21 protein-coding genes are annotated in these 24,906 nt (G+C 66.0%); 13 read left to right on the top strand and 8 right to left on the bottom strand.

Going from position 1 to position 24,906, the window contains the following annotated elements:
• Positions 1 to 912, top strand: a 912-nt coding sequence (locus A5692_RS22220) for an IS481 family transposase (RefSeq protein ID WP_156765893.1), incomplete at its 5' end; no start/stop codon positions are given.
• 28 nt (positions 913 to 940) lie between these two features.
• Here A5692_RS22220 and A5692_RS22215 read toward each other — a convergent pair.
• The 3 genes from A5692_RS22215 to A5692_RS22205 form a co-directional block, all read right to left on the bottom strand.
• Positions 941 to 1,585, bottom strand: a complete 645-nt coding sequence (locus tag A5692_RS22215) for a nitroreductase family protein (protein WP_068059894.1) — start codon at positions 1,583 to 1,585, stop codon at positions 941 to 943.
• A gap of 145 nt (positions 1,586 to 1,730) precedes the next feature.
• A complete protein-coding gene (locus A5692_RS22210) occupies positions 1,731 to 2,078 on the bottom strand; it encodes a hypothetical protein (RefSeq protein WP_067919056.1) in 348 nt (115 codons plus the stop codon).
• Positions 2,079 to 2,154: 76 nt separating this feature from the next.
• Positions 2,155 to 5,472, bottom strand: coding sequence for an error-prone DNA polymerase (locus tag A5692_RS22205; protein ID WP_068059892.1), 3,318 nt, complete (start codon positions 5,470 to 5,472; stop codon positions 2,155 to 2,157).
• 164 nt (positions 5,473 to 5,636) lie between these two features.
• Between A5692_RS22205 and A5692_RS22200 the strand changes: the two genes are divergently transcribed.
• Positions 5,637 to 6,983, top strand: a complete 1,347-nt coding sequence (locus A5692_RS22200; RefSeq protein WP_067926471.1) for a wax ester/triacylglycerol synthase domain-containing protein — start codon at positions 5,637 to 5,639, stop codon at positions 6,981 to 6,983.
• Between the two features lie 41 nt (positions 6,984 to 7,024).
• Entirely contained in the window at positions 7,025 to 8,152 is a 1,128-nt protein-coding gene (otsB, locus tag A5692_RS22195) for a trehalose-phosphatase (protein ID WP_068059888.1), read from the top strand.
• Here the strand turns inward: otsB and A5692_RS22190 are convergent.
• The gene (locus A5692_RS22190) at positions 8,149 to 9,021 is read right to left on the bottom strand and encodes a MaoC/PaaZ C-terminal domain-containing protein (RefSeq protein ID WP_068059885.1); all 873 of its coding nucleotides are present in this window, start codon (positions 9,019 to 9,021) and stop codon (positions 8,149 to 8,151) included. The genes otsB and A5692_RS22190 overlap by 4 nt on opposite strands.
• An 83-nt stretch (positions 9,022 to 9,104) precedes the next feature.
• Between A5692_RS22190 and A5692_RS22185 the strand changes: the two genes are divergently transcribed.
• From A5692_RS22185 to A5692_RS22155, 7 genes are all read left to right on the top strand, one after another.
• Positions 9,105 to 9,818 carry a histidine phosphatase family protein gene (locus tag A5692_RS22185; RefSeq protein ID WP_067926462.1) on the top strand — a complete coding sequence of 238 codons (714 nt, stop codon included), beginning with the start codon at positions 9,105 to 9,107 and terminating at the stop codon, positions 9,816 to 9,818.
• A 266-nt stretch (positions 9,819 to 10,084) separates the two neighbouring features.
• The gene (locus A5692_RS30020; protein ID WP_082962992.1) at positions 10,085 to 10,276 is read left to right on the top strand and encodes a hypothetical protein; all 192 of its coding nucleotides are present in this window, start codon (positions 10,085 to 10,087) and stop codon (positions 10,274 to 10,276) included.
• A 140-nt stretch (positions 10,277 to 10,416) separates the two neighbouring features.
• Positions 10,417 to 11,181, top strand: a complete 765-nt coding sequence (locus tag A5692_RS22175) for an SDR family NAD(P)-dependent oxidoreductase (RefSeq protein ID WP_067926487.1) — start codon at positions 10,417 to 10,419, stop codon at positions 11,179 to 11,181.
• Between the two features lie 35 nt (positions 11,182 to 11,216).
• Complete coding sequence (locus tag A5692_RS22170) at positions 11,217 to 12,671, top strand: aldehyde dehydrogenase (protein WP_068059879.1); 1,455 nt, start codon at positions 11,217 to 11,219, stop codon at positions 12,669 to 12,671.
• A 213-nt stretch (positions 12,672 to 12,884) separates the two neighbouring features.
• Entirely contained in the window at positions 12,885 to 13,973 is a 1,089-nt protein-coding gene (locus A5692_RS22165) for a cytochrome P450 (protein ID WP_231984411.1), read from the top strand.
• Positions 13,974 to 14,444: 471 nt separating this feature from the next.
• Positions 14,445 to 15,590: an amidohydrolase family protein gene (locus A5692_RS22160; RefSeq protein WP_067926450.1), complete on the top strand. Its 1,146-nt coding sequence runs from the start codon at positions 14,445 to 14,447 to the stop codon at positions 15,588 to 15,590.
• Positions 15,590 to 15,826, top strand: a complete 237-nt coding sequence (locus A5692_RS22155; protein WP_067926447.1) for a hypothetical protein — start codon at positions 15,590 to 15,592, stop codon at positions 15,824 to 15,826. The genes A5692_RS22160 and A5692_RS22155 overlap by 1 nt, the downstream gene beginning before the upstream one ends.
• Positions 15,827 to 15,896: 70 nt before the next feature.
• Here A5692_RS22155 and A5692_RS22150 read toward each other — a convergent pair whose 3' ends face one another.
• From A5692_RS22150 to A5692_RS22140, 3 genes are all read right to left on the bottom strand, one after another.
• Positions 15,897 to 16,583, bottom strand: a complete 687-nt coding sequence (locus A5692_RS22150) for a hypothetical protein (RefSeq protein WP_068059876.1) — start codon at positions 16,581 to 16,583, stop codon at positions 15,897 to 15,899.
• On the bottom strand, positions 16,580 to 17,881 hold the full coding sequence (locus A5692_RS22145) for a phenylacetate--CoA ligase family protein (protein ID WP_067926441.1): 1,302 nt from the start codon (positions 17,879 to 17,881) through the stop codon (positions 16,580 to 16,582). The genes A5692_RS22150 and A5692_RS22145 overlap by 4 nt, the downstream gene beginning before the upstream one ends.
• Positions 17,882 to 18,141: 260 nt before the next feature.
• The gene (locus A5692_RS22140) at positions 18,142 to 19,752 is read right to left on the bottom strand and encodes a class I adenylate-forming enzyme family protein (RefSeq protein WP_156766215.1); all 1,611 of its coding nucleotides are present in this window, start codon (positions 19,750 to 19,752) and stop codon (positions 18,142 to 18,144) included.
• A 376-nt stretch (positions 19,753 to 20,128) separates the two neighbouring features.
• On the opposite strand from A5692_RS22140, the gene A5692_RS22135 reads away from it, so the two are divergent.
• Positions 20,129 to 20,350, top strand: coding sequence for a hypothetical protein (locus A5692_RS22135; RefSeq protein ID WP_156766214.1), 222 nt, complete (start codon positions 20,129 to 20,131; stop codon positions 20,348 to 20,350).
• 51 nt (positions 20,351 to 20,401) lie between these two features.
• The gene (locus tag A5692_RS22130) at positions 20,402 to 21,601 is read left to right on the top strand and encodes a cytochrome P450 (RefSeq protein WP_067926433.1); all 1,200 of its coding nucleotides are present in this window, start codon (positions 20,402 to 20,404) and stop codon (positions 21,599 to 21,601) included.
• A gap of 65 nt (positions 21,602 to 21,666) precedes the next feature.
• On the opposite strand, the gene A5692_RS22125 is transcribed toward A5692_RS22130, so the two are convergent.
• Positions 21,667 to 23,262 carry an AMP-binding protein gene (locus A5692_RS22125; RefSeq protein ID WP_231984408.1) on the bottom strand — a complete coding sequence of 532 codons (1,596 nt, stop codon included), beginning with the start codon at positions 23,260 to 23,262 and terminating at the stop codon, positions 21,667 to 21,669.
• Positions 23,263 to 23,419: 157 nt separating this feature from the next.
• On the opposite strand from A5692_RS22125, the gene A5692_RS22120 reads away from it, so the two are divergent.
• The gene (locus A5692_RS22120) at positions 23,420 to 24,886 is read left to right on the top strand and encodes a FadR/GntR family transcriptional regulator (protein ID WP_067926427.1); all 1,467 of its coding nucleotides are present in this window, start codon (positions 23,420 to 23,422) and stop codon (positions 24,884 to 24,886) included.
• Positions 24,887 to 24,906: the final 20 nt, after the last annotated feature.

Below are 24,906 nucleotides of genomic sequence, written 5' to 3'. Positions count from 1 at the left end.
GCCGCTGGTTGGCCGGCTGCGCATGTGGCTGAGCAACTGGGGATTTCGCGGGCAACGGTGTACAAGTGGCTGCGCCGGTATGCCCAGGGCGGCGATGCCGCGCTGGCCGACCGTTCATCGCGGCCGATCCGGATGCCTAACCGCACGAGCCATCGGGTCGAGCAGAAGGTGCTCGCCGCGCGCCGACGCCGTAAACGCGGCGCTGTTGTGCTCGCCGCCGAACTCGACCTGAATCCCTCGACGGTCGGGCGGATCCTGGCGCGCCACCAGGTGCCACATCTGAGTGCAATCGACCCAATCACCGGCGAGGCGGTGCGCTCATCTCGGCGCAGCCCCAACCGCTACGAACACCCCACGCCGGGGGCCATGGTTCATGTCGACGTCAAGAAGCTCGGCCGCATCCCGTCAGGCGGTGGATGGCGGCTGCACGGCCGCGACGCCGCGGTCTCAGTTGCCAACCGGCACAAGAAGACCAAGATCGGCTACGACTACGTCCACACCGCCATCGATGACTACACCCGGCTCGCCTACAGCGAAGTACTCCCCGACGAAAAGGATCCGACGTGCGCGGGGTTTCTCCACCGGGCAGTGGCCTGGTTCGCTGCCCAAGGCGTACGTGTGCGTCGGCTACTGACCGACAACGCGTTGGTCTACCGACACGGCACCGACTGGGGCTGGGTTTGTTCGGCCTGGCAACTCAAACGCCGATTCAGCAAGCCCGGCTGTCCCTGGACCAACGGCAAAGCAGAACGGTTCAACCGGACCCTGCTCAACGAATGGGCCTACGCCCGCCCCTGGACCAACAACACCCTGCGTAGACGCGGTCTTGACCAATTCCTTCGCCGCTACAACACTCGACGAGGCCACTCCGCCCTCGGCGGACGACCACCAATCAGCCGACTCGCTGCCTGACAACAACGTGTCAGGTCACGACATCTAGTTACCAGGCGTCCCAGTGCGTGACCTGCTCGGCGGGCAGCCGCTTGGCGGGGCGGAAGTCGGTGCCCTTGGTGTAGGCGATCGGGAACAACCCGCCCTGGCTGTACTTGTCGTAGGGGATGCCCAGCACGTCGGCCACCTGCTGCTCGCCGTCGCGGAGCAGGTGCAGCGTCGTCCAGCACGAGCCCAGCCCGCGGGAGCGCAGCGCCAGGCAGAAACTCCAGACCGCCGGGAACAGCGAGGCCCAGAACGACACCCCACCCACGGGGCTCTGGTCGTCGCGGCCTTCGATGCAGGGGATCAACAGCACCGGCGCCTCGTGCATGTGCTCGGCGAGGTAGGTCGCGGAGTCGCGCACCTTGCCCATCCGCTCGCCGCGGGTGTCCCCCTCGCCGTATTGCGGCGCCGGCGAGCTCAGGTAGTCGCGGGCGTTGGCCAGGTACACGTCGGCGATCGCCTTCTTCTTCTCGGCGTCCTCGACGAACACCCATTGCCAGCCTTGCGAATTGGAGCCCGTGGGCGCCTGCAGCGCGAGTTCGAGGCATTCCATCAACACCTCGCGTCCGACCGGCTTGTCGAAGTCCAGGCGTTTGCGGACCGAGCGGGTGGTGGTGAGGACTTCGTCGACGGACAAGTTGAGGGTCATGCTTGGAGACTACCGAGGCGGTTGATGGCCGCCCCTACGGCGTCTCAGGCACCGAGCGTGCATCCTCGGTGAAAATTCGGCCAAAATTGCGCAGTCAGTGCACGTTCGACGCGGAAGCGCCGTCGTCTCGTCGCGCTCGGTCGGGTCAGGGCGGGGGCGGCGGGGTTGGCTGGTCGGGCGGAATCGCCCCGCCGCAGCCACCGGGCGGTGGCGGACCCGGGAGGGGTTCGTCGCCACCGACGCAGTCGTAGTAGAACTGGGGGCCGACGATCCAGGTCTTCATCCACTGGTGCCAAAACGACCCGTCGGGGTACTTCTCGCCGTCGCACACGGCCAAATTGCCGTAACCCCATCGACCGCCCGGGCAGTAGCCCTTCGTCATGTCGGGCTGGTGCGGGTCGGGCGGATCGGCGCTGGCAACCGCGATTGGAAGAACAAGCGCCGCAGCACAACCCAGCATCGCAGCGCCAAGGCGACTACGGTTGAATGTCATTTCGACTCCCTAATCTGGATAAGCCGCAGCGATGAGGCGATAGTTTACGGCGCATGCGGATGGGCGATGTCGATTTCTAGCGAAAGTCGCGGGACTTCGACCCGACGGCCAGGGTGATGCGGCCCAGCCGCTCGGCGACGACGGTGACAGCGCCGCTGGCGTTTTGGACCTGGCCGCGCACCAGCATCGCCGGCGCGCTGTTGGCCAGCTTGCGGTGCCGCGCCCACACCGCAGGCGTGCAGAGCACGTTGACCATTCCCGTCTCATCCTCGAGGTTGAGAAACGTCACCCCCTGGGCCGTCCCGGGCCGCTGCCGGTGGGTCACCGCGCCGGCGATCAGCACGCGGTCACCGTCGGGCACGTCCAGCAGCCTCTCGGCGGGCACCACGCCCATCGCGTCCAGGTCGGCCCGCAGGAACTGCGTCGGGTAGCTGTCCGGGGAGACGCCGGTGGCCCACACGTCGGCGGCGGCCAGCTCCAGCTCGCTCATCCCGGGCAGCGCAGGGACGTGCGAGGACGAGCCCACGCCGGGCAACCGGTCCGGCCGTTGGGTGGCCGCGGCCCCGGCCGCCCACAGCGCCTCGCGCCGCGACATGCCGAAGCAGCCCAGCGCGCCGGCCGTCGCCAGCGCCTCGGTCTGCGGCACGCTCAGTTGCAGCCGGGCCGTCAGGTCCAGCAGGGAAGCGAACGGGCCGTTGGCCTTTCGCTCCTGCACCAACCGCTCGGCGAGGTCGTCGCCGATGTAGCGCACGGCGCCCAGACCGAGCCGGACCTCGGTGCCCGCGTTCTCGAGCGTGGCGTGGGCCAGGCTGGCGTTGACGTCCGGGCCGTGCACCGTCACTCCGTGCCGGCGCGCGTCGGCCACCAGCGACTGCGGCGAATAGAAACCCATCGGCTGCGCGCGCAGCAGCGCCGCGCAAAACGCCGCCGGGTGGTGCAGCTTGAACCACGACGAGTAGAACACCAGCGACGCGAAACTCAGCGCGTGACTTTCCGGGAAGCCGAAATTGGCGAAGGCTTCCAGCTTTTCGTAGGTCCGGTCGATCACCTCATCGGGCGCGCCGTGCAGCGCGCGCATGCCGTCGTAGAACCGCCCGCGCAGCCGCCGCATGCGTTCGGTCGAACGCTTGGAGCCCATGGCGCGGCGCAGCTGGTCGGCCTCGGCGGCGGAAAACCCGGCGCAGTCGACCGCGAGTTGCATCAGCTGCTCCTGAAAGAGCGGCACCCCCAGCGTCTTTCGCAGTGCCGGCTCCATGGACGGGTGGTCGTAGACCACCGGGTCCAGCCCGTTGCGCCGCCGGATGTAGGGGTGCACCGACCCGCCCTGGATGGGCCCGGGACGGATCAGCGCGACCTCGACCACCAGGTCGTAGAAGATCCGCGGCTTCAGCCGCGGCAGGGTAGCCATCTGCGCGCGTGACTCGACCTGGAACACGCCGACGGAATCGGCGCGGGCCAGCATCTCGTACACCGCGGGTTCGGAGAGGTCGAGCCGGGCCAGGTCGACCTCGATCCCCTTGTGCTCGGCCACCAGGTCGATCGCGTAGTGCAGCGCGGACAGCATGCCCAGCCCGAGCAGGTCGAATTTCACCAAACCGATTGCCGCACAGTCGTCCTTGTCCCACTGCAACACGCTGCGGTTCTCCATGCGCGCCCACTCCACCGGGCACACGTCGGCGATCGGGCGGTCGCAGATCACCATGCCACCGGAGTGAATGCCCATGTGCCGAGGCAGGTTCCGGATCTGGTTGGCCAGCTCGACCACCGCCGGCGGGATGCCCTCTAAAACATCCGAGTCGGGCGAGGCAGGGTCCAGCCCGTCCCAGTGGCCGAGCTGCTTGCTCCAGGCGTCCTGCTGCCCCTGCGAGAAGCCCAGGGCACGGGCCATGTCGCGCACCGCGATCCGGCCCCGGTAGGTGATGACGTTGGCGACCTGGGCGGCGTAGTCGCGGCCGTATTTGTCGTAGACGTACTGGATGACCTTTTCGCGCTGGTCGGACTCGATGTCCATGTCGATGTCGGGCGGCCCGTCGCGGGCGGGCGACAGGAAGCGCTCGAACAGCAGCTCGTTGGCCACCGGGTCCACCGCGGTGACACCCAGGGCGTAACAGACCGCGGAGTTGGCCGCCGATCCCCTGCCCTGACACAGGATGTTGTTTTCCCGGCAAAACCGGGCGATGTCGTGGACCACCAGAAAGTAGCCCGGAAACCGCAGCTGCGCAATCACTTTAAGCTCGTGTTCGATCTGGGCGTACGCGCGCGGCGCGGCGTCGGGCAGCCCGTAGCGGTCACGCGCGCCCGTCATGGTCAGCTGCCGCAGCCAGCTGTCCTCGGTGTGCCCGCCGGGCACGTCGAAGGGCGGCAGCTGCGGGGCGATCAACGCCAGCCCGAACGCGCACTGTTCGCCGAGCTCGGCGGCGGCGCTCACCGCGTCGGGGCACCAGGCGAACAGCCGGGCCATCTCCTCGCCGGACCGCAGGTGCGAGCCCCCCAGCGGGGCCAGCCACCCGGCGGCGGCGTCCAGGGACTGCCGCGCCCGGATGGCGCCCATCGCCATGGCCAGCCGGCGCCGCGACGGGCCCGCGAAATGCGCCCCGGTGGTGGCGACGACGCCGACACCGAAGCGCGGCGCGATCCCGGCCAGCGCCGCGTTGCGCTCGTCGTCGAGGGGTTGACCGTGGTGGGTCAGCTCGATGCTGACCCTTTGCGAGCCGAACCGGTCCACCAGGTCGGCCAGCGCGCGGGCCGCCGCGTCCGGGCCGCCGTCGGAAAGGGCTTGGCGGACATGGCCTTTGCGGCATCCGGTCAGGATGTGCCAGTGCCCGCCGGCGGCCTCGGTCAGCGCGTCGATCCCGTAGCGCGGCTTGCCCTTCTCCCCGCCGGCCAGGTGCGCCGCGGCCAGCTGACGGGACAGCCGCCGGTAGCCTTCCGGGCCGCGGGCCAGCACCAGCAGGTGCGGGCCAGGCGGGTCGGGGGCCTCGGTGCGGGCTGTGGATCTTTGCGAGGGCCCCAACGACAGTTCCGCGCCGAACACGGTGCGCAGCTCGAGTTCGGCGGCCGCCTCGGCGAACCGCACCGCCCCGTACAGGCCGTCGTGGTCGGTCAGCGCCAGGGCGCGCAACCCCAGCCGGGCGGCCTCCTCCACCAGCTCCTCCGGCGTACCGGCCCCGTCGAGAAAGCTGAACGCCGAATGCGCGTGCAGCTCGGCATACGGAACGGAATGAGTGACGGACGAGCGGGCCGCCCGGGTACCGTCCGGCGGCCGGTACGTTCCGCGCTTGGGCGACAGGGGGGCATCCTCCCCTGGCGCCACCGGCACGCCGGCATGGCGCGGCTTGCCGTTGAGCACCCGCTCCATCTCCGCCCAGCTCGGCGGGCCATTAAACCAACCCACGGTTCGCAGTCTATCGAAAATATGTTCGAATTGCCTCTCGCCTGCGCCAACCGTTGTTAAACCGATCTTCAACTCCTAAACAAGGTCTTAACGCCGCGTGCCTACCGCGGAAGCGGGGCAGGGCAGACACTGGTAACCGGGCGAAATTTCCGGCGGGGGCGAGCATGGCGCAGGTGAGGGTATTGGATACGGCACTCCTGAAGGCTCAGGATCCCGACCAGCACGCCGGCCTGGCGATCGGCGCGGTGGCCATCGTCGATGGCGGCACACCCGATTACCGTCGACTCGAATGCCTTCTGGCCGAACGCATTCGGTCAATACCCCGCTGCACGCAATTGCTGCGGCCCCACCCGGCGCACCACGAGTGGGTCGACTGCCCGGGATTCGACCTCGGCCGCCACGTGCGCCGGGTGGCGATCCCCCGGCCGGGTGACGAGGCCGAGCTGGCCGCGGCCATCGCCCACGCCCTCGAGCGACCCCTACGCCCGGACCGTCCGCCCTGGGAATGCTGGGTGATAGAAGGCCTGAAGGGCAACCGCTGGGCGATCCTGATGAAGACCCATCACCGCCTGACGGACGGCAACTCGCCCGCGCAGCTGCTCACCCGGCTGTGCGACGACGCCGACGCCGCCGCCTTCGCCAACACCCCTGCCGCCGAACCCGTTTCGCGCGCGCCACGGCGCCGAAACGACTGGCCCGACGCGCTGTGGCGGATGTCCTGGACCGCGACCGGCGCCGTCCTCGGCGCGGTCTGGCCCGCCTTGCGGACACACGACCGGGCCGCCGTCCTGCGGCGCTACGCCACGGTGCGCGTCCCGATCGCCGACGTCGACCGGGTCTGCCGCAGGTTCGGTGCCACCGTCAACGACGTCGCGCTCGCCGCGACCGCCGAGGGCTTCCGCACGGTCCTGCTCGGCCGCGGCGAGGAACCGCGGGCGGACTCGCTGCGCGCCCTGGTGCCGACGCCGGTCCGGTCACCGTACCTGCCCGTCGAACACGACGACCCGGTCCAGCGGTTGCGCACCGTGCAGACCCGCTGGGGCGCCGGGGGAACCGACCCCACACCGTCCGGCGGCATCGTCGAGGCGGCGCTCAACTGCCTGCCGAACATGGTGCGCGACGGCGTGATCCAACTGCTGTCGCGACTGCCGCAGCGTCCCATCGTGACGTTGACCACGAACGCGCCTGGGCCGCGGCACCGGCTGCGGCTGATGGGTCAGACGATGGAGCGCGTGCTGCCCATCCCGCCGACCGCCGTCGAGTTGAGCACCGGGGTCGCGGTGCTCAGCTACGGCGACGAACTCGTGTTCGGTATCACCGCCGAGCGCGGCGCCGCGTTCGACGTCAAGCAATTGGCCGCCGGCATCGAGCTCGGCATGGCACGCCTCGTCGCGCTCAGCCAGGACTCGGTCCTGCTGTTCGGCGATCGTCGCCGCAAGCGTTCCCACCGCGCCTTCCCCGGCCGCACACCGGGGCCGCGCCCGCCTTTCCCGGGACAAGCGCGGCACTGACCCACTCCCGGCCGGACCGATCCTCGTGAGAAGGTTGGGTCATGCCAGAGTCGGGGTCGGTCGTCATCGACCCGCGTCGCCACGACGCGGTGCTGTTCGACGCGCCAGAGCCCGCGCTGGACGGCCGGTTGCATGAGATCGGCGTGGCCACCGCCGTTTTCTCCTCGGCCGAGGACCTGTCGAGGGCTGCCGACGACGTCGGCGCGCTCCCCGGGCGGGGCGTGGTCGTCACGACCCACGAAGCGGTCGTCAAGGCCGCGCGCGCCGGCGGGTTCGCGTTGGTCATCGGCGTCGGGCACGGTGACGCGCTGGCAGACGCCGGCGCGGATGCGGTCGTCGCCGACGCTCGCGAGGTCACGGTGCGCACCGGGGACCTCCGGATGTCGCAGCTGCCCGACGCGCTGACGGTGCTCGACGACCTGGCCGAGCGCAGGCCGGCGGTGTTCTTCGACTTCGACGGCACACTCTCCGACATCGTCAACGACCCCGACGCCGCCGTCCCGGTCGCCGGGGCCACCGAGGCGCTGCGGCAGCTGGCGGCGCGGTGCCCGGTCGCGGTGCTGTCGGGCCGCGATCTGGCCGATGTGACGAAACGTGTTGGCGTTCCCGGGATTTGGTATGCCGGCAGCCATGGTTTCGAGTTGACCGCGCCCGACGGCGCGCACCATCAGAACGACGAGGCGGCGACGGCCGTCCCAGTGCTGGAACACGCGGCCGCCCAGCTGCGGGAGCGGCTGGGCTCCATCCCCGGTGTGGTGGTGGAGCACAAGCGTTTTGGCGTCGCCGTGCACTACCGCAACGCCGCGCGGGACCGCGTCGGCGAGGTGGCGGCCGCCGTGCGCGCGGCGGGCCGTCGCGACGGCCTCCGGGTGACCACCGGACGCGAGGTCATCGAGCTGCGCCCGGACCTGGACTGGGACAAGGGAAAGACGTTGCGCTGGGTGCTCTCTCACCTGACCGAGGCCGAGTCCGGCGCCCTGACGCCGGTCTATCTCGGCGACGACATCACCGACGAGGACGCGTTCGACGCGGTCCGCGACGGCGGGGTGCCGATCCTGGTGCGGCACTACGACGACGGTGACCGCGCCACCGCGGCGCGGTTCGCCCTGGACAGCCCGGCGAAGGCCGGCGAGTTCACCGCCCGCCTGGCGGGCCGGCTGTCGGGCTAGGCCTGGACGTATTCCACCGCGCCGTCGTCGAGCGCCACGCGAGGGCCGGAACCCTCGGCGCCCGAGGCCTCGGTGCGAAAGACCGCCTTGCCCGGTTCGGTGCGCCAGATCAGCGTGGTCAGCGTCTCGCCGGGGAACACCGGTGAGGTGAACCGCGCGTCGATCGACGTGACGTTGGCCGCGACGCCGCCGCCGAGCTCGGCGACCAGCGCGCGACCGGCCACCCCGTAGCTGCACAGCCCGTGCAGGATCGGCTTGGGGAATCCGGCCAGCTCCTTGGCGAACCAGGGATCGCTGTGCAGCGGGTTGCGGTCACCGGACAGCCGGTAGATCAGGGCCTGATCCTCGCGGGTGGGCAGGGCGACGCTGGCGTCCGGCTCGCGGTCCGGGAACTCGGGGGCGATCGGGCGCTGGCCCGGCGATCCGCCGAAACCGCCCGCCTGGCGGATGACCAGCGTGGTCAACGTCTCGGCGATCAACTCGCCCGAGTCGGGGTCGGTGCCCCGGCCGCGCAGCACGATGATGGCGTTCTTGCCCTCGCCCTTGTCCTGAATGTCCGCGACCTCCGAGACCACCGACAGCTTCCCGGCGGGCGGCAGCGGCGCGTGCAGCCGGATGCCCTGCGAGCCGTGCAGCAGGAGGGCGTGGTTGAACGTCCCGATCTTGCCCGCCGCGGCGAAGGCCGGGGAGCAGATCACCGCGTAGGTGGGCAGCACCTGCTGGTCGATGTCGTGGCTGTTCTCGGTGGTGAACGACAGGTCGTCGATGCCGGCGCCGACACCGAGCGCATAGAGCATGGTGTCGCGGTCGGTCCATTCGAACAGCATGGGTTCGGTCACCGCGCCGACGGCACTCGGTTCAATCGCCATCTGAGTCTCCTTCTGACGTATTTTCTCCACCTAACCATCGCAAACCCTTCCCACCGAAGCCGTCGGCAGGGCAGGCTATCGACATGCCGAAGCGCAGGTTGGTCCGGAATGTGTCGAAGGCGGTCGCGGCGCTCACCGCGGCCGTAATCGTCGGCGCCTGTGGCGGATCGCCGCAGGCACGCAGCATCACGGTGACGTTCATCCGGCACGCCGAGTCCGAAGCCAACGCCAGCGGGATCATCGACACCTCGGTGCCGGGCCCCGGCCTGAGCCCGGAGGGCAAGGGGCAGGCCCAGCAGGTCGCCCACCAGGCGGGCCACAAGGACTACGACGGCATCTACGCCTCGACCATGGCCCGAACCCAGCAGACCGCCGCGCCGTTGGCCGCCGAACTGGGCAAGCAGGTCGAGGTATTGCAAGGCATCCAGGAGATCAACGCCGGCTGGTTCGAGGGCAAGCCGGTTGCCCAGGAGAACGCGACGTACCTGCTGGCCCCGGCGGACTGGCTCAGGGGGGACGTCCAGGACAGCATCCCCGGGTCGATCAACGGCAAGCAGTTCAACGACGGATTCACCGCGGCCATCCAAAAGGTCTACAACAGCGGCCAGCACAATCCGGTGGTGTTCTCGCACAAGTTCGCCATCGAGTACTGGACGCTGATGAACGCGAGGAACGCAAAGGACACCCTGCTGACCAGTCACCCGCTGCCCAACATCGGGCGCGTGGTGATCACGGGTAACCCGATGACCGGCTGGACTCTGGTGGACTGGGACGGCATCCGCGACTTCCACAGCTAGTTGACGGTGGCGACCCGCCGCGCCCGGCTGACGCAAGCAATAGGACGCCACTTTGAGTATTAGCTTATCGGGTTCATGGGTCAGTCGCCGATCACGCCGGCGACCATCCGATGCCTCGCACCGATGGAGGTCAGGTGAAACGCAAGAGCTTCGAGCCCGAACGCAATGAGTTCGGCAACACCGCGCGCTCGTTCTTCGAAACCTCCTTTGTGCCGCCTATCGAGGAGTCGTAGCAACGCGGCCACGTCGACCGAGAAGTAGGCAAGCTGGGTCTGCTGAACTGGGAGACGCCCGAGAAGCACGGCGGTGCCGACATCGTCGACTTCCGCTTCAACGCAATCATCACCGAGGAGTTCCGACTCGCCGATGCCGTGGGCTGGGCATCGCTCTGCAGAACGCATCGTGTTTGGCTAGCTATGCGATCTCACTACGGCAGCGGTGCCGCACCTGGCATATAGTACACTCTTTATTGGGGCGTCGGCCGTGGCTCACGGACGATTACCGCCAAGCCCCGTGGGCCGAAACGCCGAGAAAAATGCCGTTTCGCCGCCCGCCGATGAGCGCATTCGACCGCGAGCACATGGGAGCCAGCACCGCAATGAGCAGACTCAAGGGACAGGTGGCCATCGTGACCGGCGCCGGCCAGGGCATCGGCCGAGGGATCGCCGTGCGGTTGGCCGCCGAGGGCGCATCGGTGTGCGCGGCGAGCCGCACGCACTCCCGGGTGGCTGACGTCGTCGAGCAGATCACCACCTCTGGCGGAACGGCGATCGCCATCGGTTGCGACGTGTCCGACATCGACGCGCTGAAGGGCGTTATCGACCGCACGGTGTCAGAATTCGGCTCACCGACAATCTTGGTCAACAATGCCCAGAGCGGGGTGAGCGCGGGAGTACCCGTCCCGTTGGAGGACACCACCAGTGACATGGTGCGGTCGGCGATGAATGGCGGACTGTTCCCCACCTTCCATGCCATGCAAATGTGCTTGCCGTACATGAAGGAGACCGGCGGCACCATCGTGAACATGGCGTCGTCCACCGGTGTCGACGGTGACCCGGGGTTCTCCGCGTACGGCACCAATAAGGAAGCGATCCGCGGGCTCACGAAGCACGCGGCCAAGGAATGGGGCCGCTACGGGATTACGGTCAACGTCTTGTGCCCTGCCGCCCTGACCGAGAACGTGGCGAAATACGCCCAGCAGCATTCCCGCTGGTTCGACGGTGTGCTAAAGAAGGTCCCACTCGGTCGGCTGGGCGATTCCGAAACTGACATCGCACCGGTCATCGTGTCTTTGGCCACGGATCTGCGCTACGTGACGGGGGCCACTCTCATGGTGGACGGTGGCCGCACCCTGCTCCGCTGAGCGCCCGATAGCTAGCGAACCGCGAAGGACACCGCATGCGGACATACGACCGCCTATTCATCGACGGACAGTGGCTCAAGCCGCACACCGACACCTACGTCGAGGTTCAGTCACCCGCCACCGAATTGCCGATCGGCCAAGTGCCGCTAGCCGCTGTCGCTGACGTCGATCGGGCGGTGCGCGCGGCCCGGGCGGCCCACGAGAGTCGTGAGTGGCTCGAGCTTGGGCCCGCAGAGCGCGGCGAGCGCCTCGCCCGATTGGCCAAGGCGCTCAAGGCGCGCGGTGACGAACTGGCGGAACTCATCTCCGACGAGGTGGGCAGCCCGCGCGCCTGGGCCGCCAATGCCCAAGTCGGCTCGGCGATCGGCGTACTTCGCGTGCATCAACGACTCGCCACCACCTATCCATGGCGGGAGACACGCCCGGCACTGACCGGCGGGACCGTGCTGGTCCGACGTGAGCCGGTCGGTGTCGTCGCCGCCGTAGTCCCATGGAACGCACCACTATTCACCACTGCACTCAAGATCGCACCGGCGTTGCTGGCCGGCTGCCCGGTGGTACTCAAACCGTCGCTAGAGGCCCCCCTGTCGCTGTTCGTGCTCGCTGAAACCGCCGAACAGGCTGGAATCCCGCGGGGCATCCTCAACGTCGTCCCCGCCGACGACGCCGTCAGCGCACATCTGGTGGCTCACCCGGAAATCGACAAGGTCAGCTTCACCGGATCGACGGCAGTGGGCCGCCGAATAGCGGAGGCTTGCGGCCGCGACCTGCGCCGCCTCACCCTGGAACTCGGGGGCAAGTCCGCCGCGATCGTCGCCGACGATGCCGAAATCTCCGACGCGCTAATCGACGCGCTGGTGCTCGGCGCGATGGCTGGTAGCGGCCAAGTATGTACATCGTTGTCCCGCATACTGATTCCCAGGACACGGTATGACGACATAGTCCGCGCGCTCGCCGAGCGTGTCCGGTCCCTTCGCGTCGGAGATCCCGCGGATCGCGCCACCGAAATCGGCCCCGTCATCTCGGCACAGGCACTGGAACGGATCGAAGCCACTGTCCAGCAGGGCGCAAAGACCGCCCGACTCGTCGCCGGCGGACGTCGACCGGCGGACCTGACCACCGGCCACTACTTCGAGCCGACGTTGTTCGCCGACGTCGACACCACGTCCGCGCTGGCCCGCAACGAGATCTTCGGCCCGGTGGCGCTCGCCATCGAATACTCCGACGACGACGACGCCGTCCGGATCGCCAATGACACGCCCTACGGTTTGGCGGCCAGCGTGTGGACCTCCGACCCGACCCGCGCCGAACGCCTCGCCGCCCGGCTACGAGCCGGTTCAGTCGCCGTAAACTCCTCAGCCCCAATCGATCTAGGTAGCCCCTTCGGCGGTTTCAAAGAATCAGGCATCGGCCGCGAAGGTGGCCCCGAGGGCGTCACCGGCTTCATCGAATACCAATCGATCCTGCTAGCCGGGGCCACCGACGAATGACCCAAACCCACGACCGTCCGACCGACACGAAGGTAGCGCGCGATGGCATCCGTTGACAGCACACCCACAATTGACCTCGACGACCTGAGCTGGTGGACCAGACCGGCCAACGAGCGAGACGCCGCGTTCGCATGGCTGCGCGCCAACGAACCCCGCCCGTACTGTCCAGAGCGCGACACGCAAGGCAACCCGCGCGGCGGCGGCTTTTGGGCGTTGACGCGCTACGACGACATCCGGGAGGTAAGCCGCCGCGCCGGAGACTTCTGCTCGGGGCAGGGCACGCTCATCTTCGATCAGTCGCAGGCCATGCTCGAGTACCGCAGTTCGGTGATCACTATGGACGACCCCGAGCACACCCGCGTACGAAAGATCGTCTCGCGCGGCTTCACTCCCCGGTCGCTCGAGCGCGTGCGCGCCGACGTCGATCAACAGAGCCGGGCAATCCTCGATGGCGTGCGCGAGCGTGGCGCATGCGACTTCGTCACCGAAGTTGCGGCCCTACTTCCGCTGCGCATCGTCAACGACATGATGGGGGTTCCGCGCAGCCACGAACGGCGCATATTCGATCTCACCAACATCATCATGGGCGCTAGCGATCCTGAATACGTCCCCGACCAGAGCCCGCGAGCGGTCGGCTCGGCCATCTACGCCGCCAGCGACGAACTCGCCGCGCTGCTAGCAGAACTCGCCAACGATCGGATCAACAATCCCCGTGACGATGTGATCACCGCACTTGTCGCGGCGCGCAATGAGGACAACCTCAGCCCCCAGGAACTTGCCGCGTTTTTCATCCTGCTCATCACCGCGGGCAACGAGACCACCCGTAACGCAATCGCGCACGGCATGCACGCCTTGACGTTGTTTCCCGATCAGCGGGCGCTGTGGCTGTCGGATCCCCAGACCCATACCAAGGCTGCCGTCGAAGAAATCGTCCGGTGGGCCTCGCCGGTCTTGCACATGCGGCGCACGGTCACCCGCGACGGTGTAATGCTCGGCGACCAGGTATTCGAGCGCGGAGACAAAGTAGTGCTCTGGTACCGCTCTGGCAATCAGGACGAAGACTATTTCGAACGCGGCACGGAATTCGACATCACCCGAAAGCAAATCGCGCACTTGGGATTCGGAGCCCCCGGACCTCACTACTGCCTGGGCGCGAACCTGGCCCGACTCGAGCTTTCCATCTTCTTCCTCAAGCTCTTCTCGACGCTGCCAGATATCCGCACGGTGGGCGAGCCGGACTACCTGCGGGCCAACTTCGTGCACGGGATCAAGCACCTACAAGTCGAGTACATGCCGCGCTGACCGCGAGTGACCGGTGAGAAGCCGAGGCCTGGGCGCCGGCCGATAGATACTGGGCGTGCGCGGCGGCCGCTGTCGATCCACGCAGCAACCGACCGAGCGGAGCGCGGATCGTCTGTACATCCTGGGCCACCATGTCTTGCGGCATTCCACCGATCGAGGTCCGGGGAAACAGCGTTTCACACCGACGTCGATATGAGTTCGATGGCCTGCGACGCGCCGGCGTGTGTGGCGCAACGAGGAACCGCAGCTGTGCTGCCCCGACGACTACGGGCCCAACGTCGTTGAACCGGCGACTTGCACCGCAGGCTAAGCGGACTACTCATTTAGGGGCCGGTCAGGTGACTGGACAGCGGTCGCGGCGGCTCTCGCGCAACCTCACTTGACAGCGTATAGTTGATGTCGACGAGGGATTGAGACCCCGATCCGTGCTGGCGAGCAGGTTGCCGCAGCCTCGAACAGAGAAGGGACATAATGACGAAACTTTGGGCCAATTCCGGTGACTCGCACTTCCTGGAGCCCGACGAATTATGGCGGGACAACTTGCCGCCTCACCTCGCCGAACGCGTACCAAGATCCGTCAAGGACCCCGACGGCGAGTGGGAGACTGTCCATATCGACGGTATGGCGTTCCGGCGCAAACTTCCCACCAGTGCCGCACGCAAGTTCATGGAGATGACCGTCGGCGCTCCGGGCGGCAAGGACGTGTCGGTCCGCATCAACGACCTGGACAACGAGGGCGTGTGGGGCGAGGTGGTCTACCCTTCCCTCGGGTTGTGGTGCTCGTCGTTCCGCAGCCCAGAACTGCTGCGTGAGGCTTTGCGGGTCAGCAACGACTGGGCGTACGAAACCCTGGAGAAAGCCAGCCCGCGGCTGGTCACCGTCGGTCAAGTGTCCACACTCGACATCGGCGACGCGGTCAAGGAACTGGAGCGCATCGCCGAGATGGGCTACCGCGCGGTCTTCCTGCCGACCCTGCCTCATCCCATGCAGAAGGACTACAACTATCCCGAGTGGGAGCCATTCTGGGACGCATGCGATGCCGCGAACATGGTCGTCGCTTTCCATATCGGCAGCGAGCCCGTCGATCTGAGTGACAAGACACGGAACCCTGGCCAGAAGTACCGCGGTCCAGGCGGCGCCGTCCTCAACTACACCGAGACGACGTTCGAAGGCCAGCGGGCGGTCATGAAGCTGGTCGCGTCCGGCGCACTGGACAAGCGACCGAACCTCAAGGTGTTGGTCTCCGAAGGCGGCGCCACATGGGTTCCGTTCATCGCCGACCGCATGGAGGAGGGCTATCGTCAGCACCACATGGCGGTGCGGCCCAAGCTCGAGCGTCCGATCCGCGAACAGATCTTCAGCCAGGTGTACGCCTCGTTCCAGCACGACAAAAGCGCGGTCGCGGCCGCGACCTACATGGGCTACCACAACGTCATGTGGGGCAGCGACTACCCCCACATGGAGGGGACGTTCGGCCACACGCAGGAGACTCTGCACGAGTTGTTCGACGACGCCGATCCGAAGGTGGCCGAGCGGGTCATGCGCGGCACGTTCTACGAACTGTTCCCCGATGTGCCGCAGGTTCCCGTCGAGGAGCCCGTGGGTGCCGGCGCCTGATGTCCGACAATGTCCTGCACGATTCGCCGAGGGAGTTCTTATCCGACGCGGTGTCCTCGGGTGAATGCGACGTGCAGTCCGTCATCCCGCTCGACGATGGGACTTACTCTTGCGGCTGCTCGTGTAAGGACTGGGTGATGACCGCCGAAAGCCTGCAGGCCGGGCTCGAGCTGGCCCGCAAACACACCGCCGAGACCGCGGCCGCCAAAGCGGTCTCGGCCAGGGCAGGCGGTTAGGTCTGCCGGTCTGTTGACGAGATGAAGCGCCGGCCGAAGATTCCGGCCGGCGCTTTCTTGCCGCGCGAGGTCAGCGCAGGGCGATACGAGCGCCGCCCGGCGTCGACGTCACTTCGCCCGCCACACCAGTAGGCTGCCGGTCGAACCGCGTCGCGCGTGGCCCCACCGTGGACACGACAAGCTGTCCATCGACGGTCTCGAGCGCCCACTCATCCTCGTCGTACTGCAGTCCCGCACGATCAGGCGCGGTGACGGCCACGGCCGGACCCAACCGGACGTACAAACCCGCCTCGATGCCGAGGTCGTTGAGCACCGGCAGCGCCTCCGGCCTGGCCAAGATGGTGCCAACAGAGCCGAGCCGAACGGCGGCATCGGTGATTTGCCCCATGGCTGTGACCGTTTCGGCACTCAGCCCGATCACCATTTCAGTGTTCAGCCGGCGGATGTACATCTCCGAACGACGCGCGTCCCAGTTCCACGGTTCGGCGTTCGAATACACCGCGCCCGCCACGCCAGCACCGACGCGAAACGCATCAATCCACGGCGTCTCAGATGGGGTGGCCGTCACCAGAACGTGACTTCCCTTGCTGATGCCGTGACCGCGTAAGACCTGCGCAGCCCAGGCGGTGTCGCGCGCGAAGTCGTCTTCGCTGACGGTGAAGTCGATGACATCGTCACCTATCCGGTAGCGCCCGATCCAGGCGATCCCTGGCCGCTGAAGCTTTGCAGCCCTGGCGATGGTTGATTGTTGGCTCATGACTTCGCAATCCTCGGAATCTTGGCCGCCGATGACGCACGGGCGACGATTTCCTTCTCCTCGAGCAATTCGACGGTGGGGGAGATACCGACCGCTTCGGCCAAACCTGCGCAGATCCGCTCACGCAGTTCGGCGGTGTCCTTGGTCAAATCCGGCGCATAACCCACGCGCAAGCGCAGCTCATCTACCTCTTTCTGCGGCCGGATGATTTGGAACAGCGCCGAGCGGGTCTCGTCGAATTGCTCGATAACCGCCCATACTTCCAGCGGCATGACCGATTTGCCCCGTACGATCGTCAGGTCGCCCGCCCGTCCCAGCGGCCAGAACCGGGCATGAGTACGACCGCATTCGCACTGCTGCCGATTCACTCGCACCAGATCCTCAGCGCGATAGCGGATCAACGGCGCAACGAGGTTATCGAGGTCGGTCGTGACCAATTCGCCGACTTCCCCTTCGATTACCGACTCGTTCTTGTCGGGGACGAGGTCCTCCACCAAGACGGTGTCCTCGTGGACGTGGTATCCGTTGTGCTGCTTACATTCCCACGCGGTTCCGGTGTCGCCGGCGCTCGTCCACATCACCAGGTCGGTGTCCCATTCCTCCCGGACGGTCTGCTGCATGCGCGACCCCATCGGCTCACCGGCGAAGGTCATGAACTTCAGCGGAGCCAGCGCCTCACGCATGTCGCGGTGATGACTGAGACGCTCGAGTTCCGAAATCAGCGGTCCCACAACATGGATCTGCCTGACGTCGTACCGCTTGATGGCGTCCAGCACCGCATCCCATTGGCCAAACCAGCTGTCGATCGCTATCGGTACGACACCGAGGATTCGGTGCTCGTGGCAGGACGCACCGCGAAACGTCGCTGACCCGGTGATCGCGTGGTCGCCCGGTCGCAGGCCGTGCTCCCAAAGTGCCCGCACCCAACCCACCATCAGCGGGATGTACTCGTCATATTGCTCGTTGAAGAACGTCGGGTCACCGGTGGTCCCCGAACTCGACGCGATCGACGTCAAGTCGGCCGGGTCGACGCACAGGATCCCTCCGTACGGGTCGCCGGTCTTCTCCCGGTAGTCGCGGATCATGTCCTTGTTGATGAACGGGATTCGCTCCTTGAAATCCTGCAACGACCGGATGTCGGCTGGCTTGACCCCCGCTTCATCCCAGTGCATGCGGTAGAAGTCTGACCGCTCGTAAACATACGGAATCAGCTCGAGAACGCGTTGCTCCTGCAGTTGTTCGAGTTCCGGCCGTGGCATGGCCTCGATTTCAGGTTCGAACAGATCTTCTTTACTCATCGGTCTCCGGGGATTCGCCGTCGATAGTTAAACAGTATACTCATTGTCCATACCACATCATGGCTTGAGCCGCCGAGCGAGTCAAGGCGCGCCGGCGCTGACATCGCACCCGCCGCTGCCGCTTCCCCGCGCATTACCATGGTTGGGAATGGATTCGGTCCGGTGACCTCCGACGGCCTGTCAGGACCCAAGCAGCCCTCATTTCGGCGCCAACACCTGCACGGCCGCCAACGGATACCCCTCACCGGGGTCTAGCCACGTCACGCCTTCTCGGACAACGCTTTTCGCAGCTCGACGCGGCGAACCTTGCCCGACGACGTCAGCGGCATGGCTTCGATAGGAATCCACTTTTTGGGCACCTTGAACGAGGCGAGCCGCTCCCGCCCGTACTCCATCAACCGTGCCTCGTCCATGTCATAACCGGCATTGAGCAGGACAAATCCCACAGGCACCTCACCCCAACGGACGTCGGGTTGACCAACCACCGCCACGGCAGCCACCGATTCATGCGTGGACAGCACAGCCTCGACCTCATCCGGGTAAATGTTCTCGCCGCCGCGAATGATTACGTCTCGCGCACGCCCGTGCGACGTCACGTACCCGTTTTCGTCCATCGCTCCGAGATCCCCCGTGTGCAGCCATCCGTCGTCATCGACGACCTCGGCGGTTGCCTCAGGTTGGCCAAGATAGCCGACCATGCGCATGTCCGAACGGGTACAAATCTCCCCCACCACACCGTCGCGAGCCGTAACGCCGTTGGGCAGGGCGATGCGTACGTCGCGGCCTGCCAACGGTCGTCCCAGCGATGTCGCCTTCAGCTCAGGCGGGTCGTCGCGGCTCGATTGCAAGAACGCCGGGGCTTCGCTCTGCCCATAGCTGACTATGCACTCCACGCCGAACCGCGATTCGATCGTGCGGATCGCCTCCGGCGGAACGTAGGCGCCTCCCCCCATGACGGTGCGCAAGGAGGGTAATTGATCCGGGCTGAAGCCGGGTCGCTCGAGCAGGTCGTAGAGGATGGTCGGCACCGCCGCCACGACGGTCGCCGCGGTGTTCTTGACGAAGGCGATCAGCTGATCGACGTCGTAAGTTGCCAAGGTGCCGAACGACGAGCCGGCGGCAAGCGCACCCAGCACAATCGCCACCGAACCGCCGATGTGGTGCAACGGCGCCGCGGTCACCAGGATGTCATCGGCGGTATGCCCCCAGCCCCCTACCCACAGTGCCCCCGCGTTGACCGATGCAGCGTGGTCGAGCACCGCGCCCTTTGGTCGTCCCGTCGTGCCGGAGGTGTACTGAATGATGAAGGGCGCCTTGGGATCGACGGTGGGCAAGGAGTTGGTGCCGTCGGTCGATCCCGCCCAGTCGACCAGCTCCAGGACCTGCGGGCGCCCCGCGCATGAGCCCGCCGCCGACCGCAGGGAGTCGACGACGCCCCGTCCGCGGAACTCGTTCACCGCCAGCACCACACGGCTGTCGGTCATGTCGAGGATGTGAAGGAACTCGTCTTCACGCATCGCTGGATTCATGGGCACCAACACCACGCCCGCGAGGGCGCAGGCGTACTCGAGCAATACCCACTCGATCGAATTGGGGCCACAGACCGCGACCGCCTGGCCTGGTTCGACTAACTCGAGCAGTCCTCGGGCAATCCTGCACGCGTCGCGATAGACGTCGGCGTACGTCAAAGCGGTGATCGTGCCGCCGGCGGCCGACCAGTACAGCGCAACCCGGCCCGCGTCGTGGCGCGCGCGGTGTTCCAGTAAAGCACCAACGGACTGGTCGATCCAGGGGAAGTCGGGATCACGCAACCACAACGACAGACCGTCGACCTTGCCCATCGCTACCTCCAGCAATCTGTCATCACCCACTGATACGGCACTATATTCGGCGCGTATCCGGGCGGCGAAAATAGTGTCCTAGATTGCGCTTCTGCGGCTCGCTTGCGCTCCTCTCATCATCAACAGGATCGACTGGCAGGCGCCCAATCCGGCCGATAGGCCGCCGCACGGTCGACCGCCGGAATCCGGCCAATATCGCTGTTTACCTCGGACTTTAATCATTCTCGTAACCGGCTAAGCCGGCCGCGACGCGGCGCTGGGGAGCTCACCCTGGCGCGAAATACCCGGATGCGCGGCACCGACGGGAACAGGGTTCGAATAGAGTGCTCTTTGTTGTACGCTCGATGAGCGGTTGACCAACGTTCACCTACGATCTGGTCTCGCCAGCATGCGACAGGAGACCCACATGGCGCTCGTACAAGACGCCGTCGGCGAATTGCCCGACGGTTGGGGCGTTTGGGTGAGCTTGGACCAACACAGCTACGACGCGTCCGGGCGCGAAGTGCTGCTGGCCGGCGACCCGCGTGGTGAGAGCCCGCCGACTTCTACGAGCGCGTGGCCGGTGCGTCCCGGGGTGAAAGATGCGCCCGCCGGCTTCACCGGTCGCGACATGCTCGACATCCGTTAGAAACGACCACGGCACTTATCGCAAGATCAAAACATCAGGAGATCAAAGAATATGGAGACCAAACTCGAGCCGTTCGATTTCCGGCTCTCGGAATACGGTAAGGCGACCGAACACGTCCAGCCTCCACAGCCGTATCTCGCGCAAAAGGTCGCCGATCTTCGGTACGAGCGTGTCGAAGAGGGTGTCGTCTATCTCTACCGCCACGACGATATCATCAGGATCAATCGACACCCCAAGGTCCTTGGCGTGGGTGGCCGCGGGCCGGCATTCGGGGTTCCCATGCCCCTGATCCCACTCGAGATCGACGGCGACGACCACGCCAAGTGGCGGCGCATCCTCGATCCGATGTTCACGCCCAAGCAGGTGGCACGTCTCCAGGATGCGGTGCGCCAGCTGGCCGGTGAGCTCGTCGATGGGTTCGCAGGAGACGACGTCGTGGACATCACCCAGCGCTATTGCGTGCCGCTTCCCTGTCTGACATTTCTGCAATTGTTCGGTGCTCCCACAAAGGATCTCGATTTCTTCTTGCAATTCATGAAGGACATCCTTCATCCCACCGGAAAGACCCCCGAAGCGAACCAGGAGATCGGAGCTGCCGCCGGCATGCGCCTGGTCACCTATTTCACCGAGCACCTCGCTCATCGTCGCGCCACCGAGCCCCGCGATGACGTCCTGGGCATCCTGCTGGAGACCGAGATTGACGGCGAACGGTTAAACGACATGGAGCTGATGAACATCATCACGCTGATGATGTTTGCCGGCCTCGACACCGTGACATCGTCACTTTCGTTGATGATCGACTGGCTCGCTCGGCATCCCGACGAACGCGCCCGGGTCATCGCCGATACGTCGCTGATTCGCGGATTGGTTGAGGAACTACTGCGCTACGAGTCGCCGGTGCCTGTCGGCACGCGCTACCCGACCGAGGACATTGACCTCGGTGACGGCCTCGTGATCAAGGCCGGCGAGGCCATCGTCGCATCGTGGGCGACAGCGAACCTCGATGCGTCGGTGCATGACGATCCCTTGCGTATCAACATCGATCGGCCGCGTCATCAGCACATCGCTTTCGCCAGCGGCACGCATCGTTGTCTGGGCTCCAATCTCGCCCGCATGGAGCTCAAGATCGCGATCGAAGAACTGCACAAGCGCTTGCCACACTATGAGCTCGCGCCTGGCGAAGACGTCCGATACGTTAACCTGCCGGTGCGCAGCGCGGAGTACCTGCCCCTCAAATTCCTGAACGGCTGAACGGCGGTCCCCGGCCGCAGCTCAACAAGAACGGACGGGCGGGGCCGCCGCTCGTTGGCAGGCGCCTATTGACTGCGGGTACCTCCGCCGGGGTAGCCACCGCCACCGAACTTCTGGTCCAACAGCGCATAGTCCTTGCCGCCGGTGACCAAACGTGGGAACGCGTCGAGGAATTCGACGAATTTTGGTTTCTTGTACGACGCAATGCGCGCCTTGCAGTGGGCGATTACGTCTTCTGCCGTGACCGTGTGTCCCGGCTCAACGACGATGATCGCCTTGACCGATTGCACGTACTGGGCATCCGGCACACCAATGATGGCCGCTTCCTTGACCGCATCGAGTTCCTCGATACACCGCTCGACTTCCGCAGGATAGATGTTCTCGACACCGGACTTGATCATCTGTGTCTTGGGTCCGATGAAGTTGATGATGCCGTCTTCGTCCCGCAATCCGAGGTCGTTGGTCCGCCAGCCGCGACTGCGGGTGCGTTCGGCGTTGATCTGCGGCCTGTTCCAATACCCCGCATGAACCATCGGACCGTCGAACGTGATCTCGCCGACTTCGCCCTGCGGCACCTCGCGACCGTCTTCGTCCAGGATGTAGACGCGCGTCCACGGCGATGGACGCCCAGCCGTCGAAACCCCTGCCTTGCCGCCGTATCCGGCGAAGCAGTTGAATCCCGTAGCCTCGGTCTGACCGTATCCACCACGGAAGAACGCCGACGTGTCAGGCGAGACCATGTCGACCCAGCCGGGCATCGGAAATGGCGACCGGAAGCTTGTTAAGTCGTGCGCGCCATCGGCGTTGAGTTCGACGATCTTCTCGATGGTGGGGGGGAGCACGAATCCCGACACGCAACGCTCGCGGCTGATTACCTCCATCACGTGCTGCGGATCGGCTCGCGCGATGAATACGTTCGTTCCGCCGATGTGAAAGGTGGCCACTGTGAACATCAGGCTGCCAATGTGAAACAACGGTCCGCAGTTCAAATACACGTATTCCGAAGTGATCTCGGCGAGATAGAAGAGGTTCGCGTCCTGCGTTAGCAGCCCGAGCTGCGTGATCATTGAACCGTTCGGGCGACCACCGAAAGCCGCGGTGTACATCACCACGACCGGCAATGCCGGATCGACATCGCCGAACGAGGAGTTCGGTTCATTCGTGGCGAGCAAACGCTCGTAGCCGTCTTCGCCATCGCCGTCGTGCTGAACCCACAGCGCGGCGCCGCCGACCTTGGTGCGGGCCTCCTTCGACACGTCGCCGAGGGTGTCCTCCTGCCAGAGCACGACCTTGGGGTCGAGGTCTTCGATCACGAACACTAACTCGTCGACGGACTGCCGCCAGTTCACCGGGCATGTCATCGCGCCCAGCCTCGCGCCTGCCAAAATCAACTCGAGCAACCGGTGGCAATTCTGGCCCAGCCACAGCAGCCGATCGCCCTCGCCAACGCCGGCCTTGTTAAGGCAGCCCGCCAGCCGATCGACCCGTTCCCTCAGTTGGCGATAGGTGTAGCGGTGTTCGCCACACACGGTGGCGACCTTGTCGGGATAGGTGCGACTGTTCTGATCCAGAACATCACCCAGCGTCAACCGATACATACGACACTCCTCATGGATCGGGCCTTCGGCGCGACTTTGAGCAGGCGGAAAAAGTGCGCGCATCGCGGGAATCTATTAAGTATCCTCAATCGGGGAGGATAGCATGAGCCCAGATTTCCCCGAGGAAGCTGGATCAAGCACTGGTTAGCGCGGGATCCACCACGACGCGCCGGCTGGCAGTACGCTCTGTGCAACTCACTGACCGTATGGAGCACACTCAATGACTTCGCCCAGCTTGTCGGCGGCCGATACGAACGGCGTACGCGGCTCGAGGGGCAAGCTCGCCCAGTTGACCGCCAAACGGATCGAATCCGACATCATCCGTAGACGGTGGCCCGTCGGTACTCTACTTGGCTCCGAGGGGGAACTACGCGAACGATACGGGGTCAGCCGGGCCGTGCTGCGCGAAGCAATCCGCCTCACCGAGCATCACCAGGCCGCCACGATGCGTCGCGGCCCCGCGGGCGGATTGGTAGTCCGAGCTCCAGAACCCAGCGGCGCCACCCGGGCGATGGTCATTTATCTCGAGAGCATCGGCACCAACCTCGAAGACCTCATCGGAGCACGGCTCCTGCTCGAGCCGCTGGCGGTGGCACTTGCTGTTGAGCGCGTCGACGAGCAGGGTGTCGAACATCTGCGTGCGGTTTTGGCGGCAGACGATTCCGACTTGCTCCATCGCGGCCGTTCCGGCCATGTCGTACACGTCGCGATCGGGGAACTGTCTGGGAACCCGGCAGTCGCGTTGTTCATCGAGATCCTGGCTCAGCTCACTGAGCGCTACTCGAAGGTGACCAAGGGCGGCCAGCGTGCCGCGACCTCGGCGGAGATGGGTCACGAAGCCGTCAACGCCCATCGCGCGGTCGTCGAAGCGATCATCGCCGGCAACGCAGCGCGCGCCCAATTCGTCATGCAGAACCACCTTGAGGCCATGGGTGCGTGGTTGGCCGATCAGGCGAAGATGCTGTCGTATCAGGGGCGCCCATCGGCCTCTGAGAACGTCATCAGCGGCGACAAGCTGGCCGAGGTTGTAGCAGAACGAATTCGACAGGACATCCGGCACGGCGACGGACGAGTCGGCGACGTGCTGGGCTCGGAAAGCACCCTGCAAGGCCGCTACGCCGTAAGCCGGTCGGTATTGCGCGAAGCCATCCGCTTGCTCGAATTCCACTCCATCGCGGAGATGCGGAGGGGACCTGGGGGCGGACTCGTCGTGTCAGCACCCGACGCCGAGGCGAGCGTGGAGACGATGAGCTTGTACCTCGACTACCGTCACATCGAGGTCCGCGACCTGCTCGGGGTGCAGGAGTCCATTGAGCTCGGCTGCCTGGACAATGTCGCGGCGCGCATCAACGAACCCGGCGTTGCCGACCGGCTGCGCGGATCGCTGTTAATCGACGAGTGCACGCCGGAGTCCGATGTGTTGGAAGCCGCCCGGGTATTCCACACCGAGCTCGCCGATCTCAGCGGCAATCCGATTCTTGGACTGTTCCTGACGGTGCTACTGGAACTGTGGGAGCGTCACAGCGCAGCGCTTCCCGTGACGAACCCCGCGGCCGGGCCCCGCGCACCCGAGTTGGCCGCCGTGCACGCCGCGATCGTCGACGCGTTGCTGGTCAACGACCCCGGCCTGGCCAAGAACCGACTGCGCCGCTACCTGCGTGCACTCGCCGACTGGTGGCACGCCTGATCATGTCCGGTCGGACCCGC

Source organism: Mycobacterium sp. E342 (genome assembly GCF_001667665.1).
Lineage (GTDB): Bacteria > Actinomycetota > Actinomycetes > Mycobacteriales > Mycobacteriaceae > Mycobacterium.
This window is presented reverse-complemented; position numbering and strand designations above follow the sequence as displayed.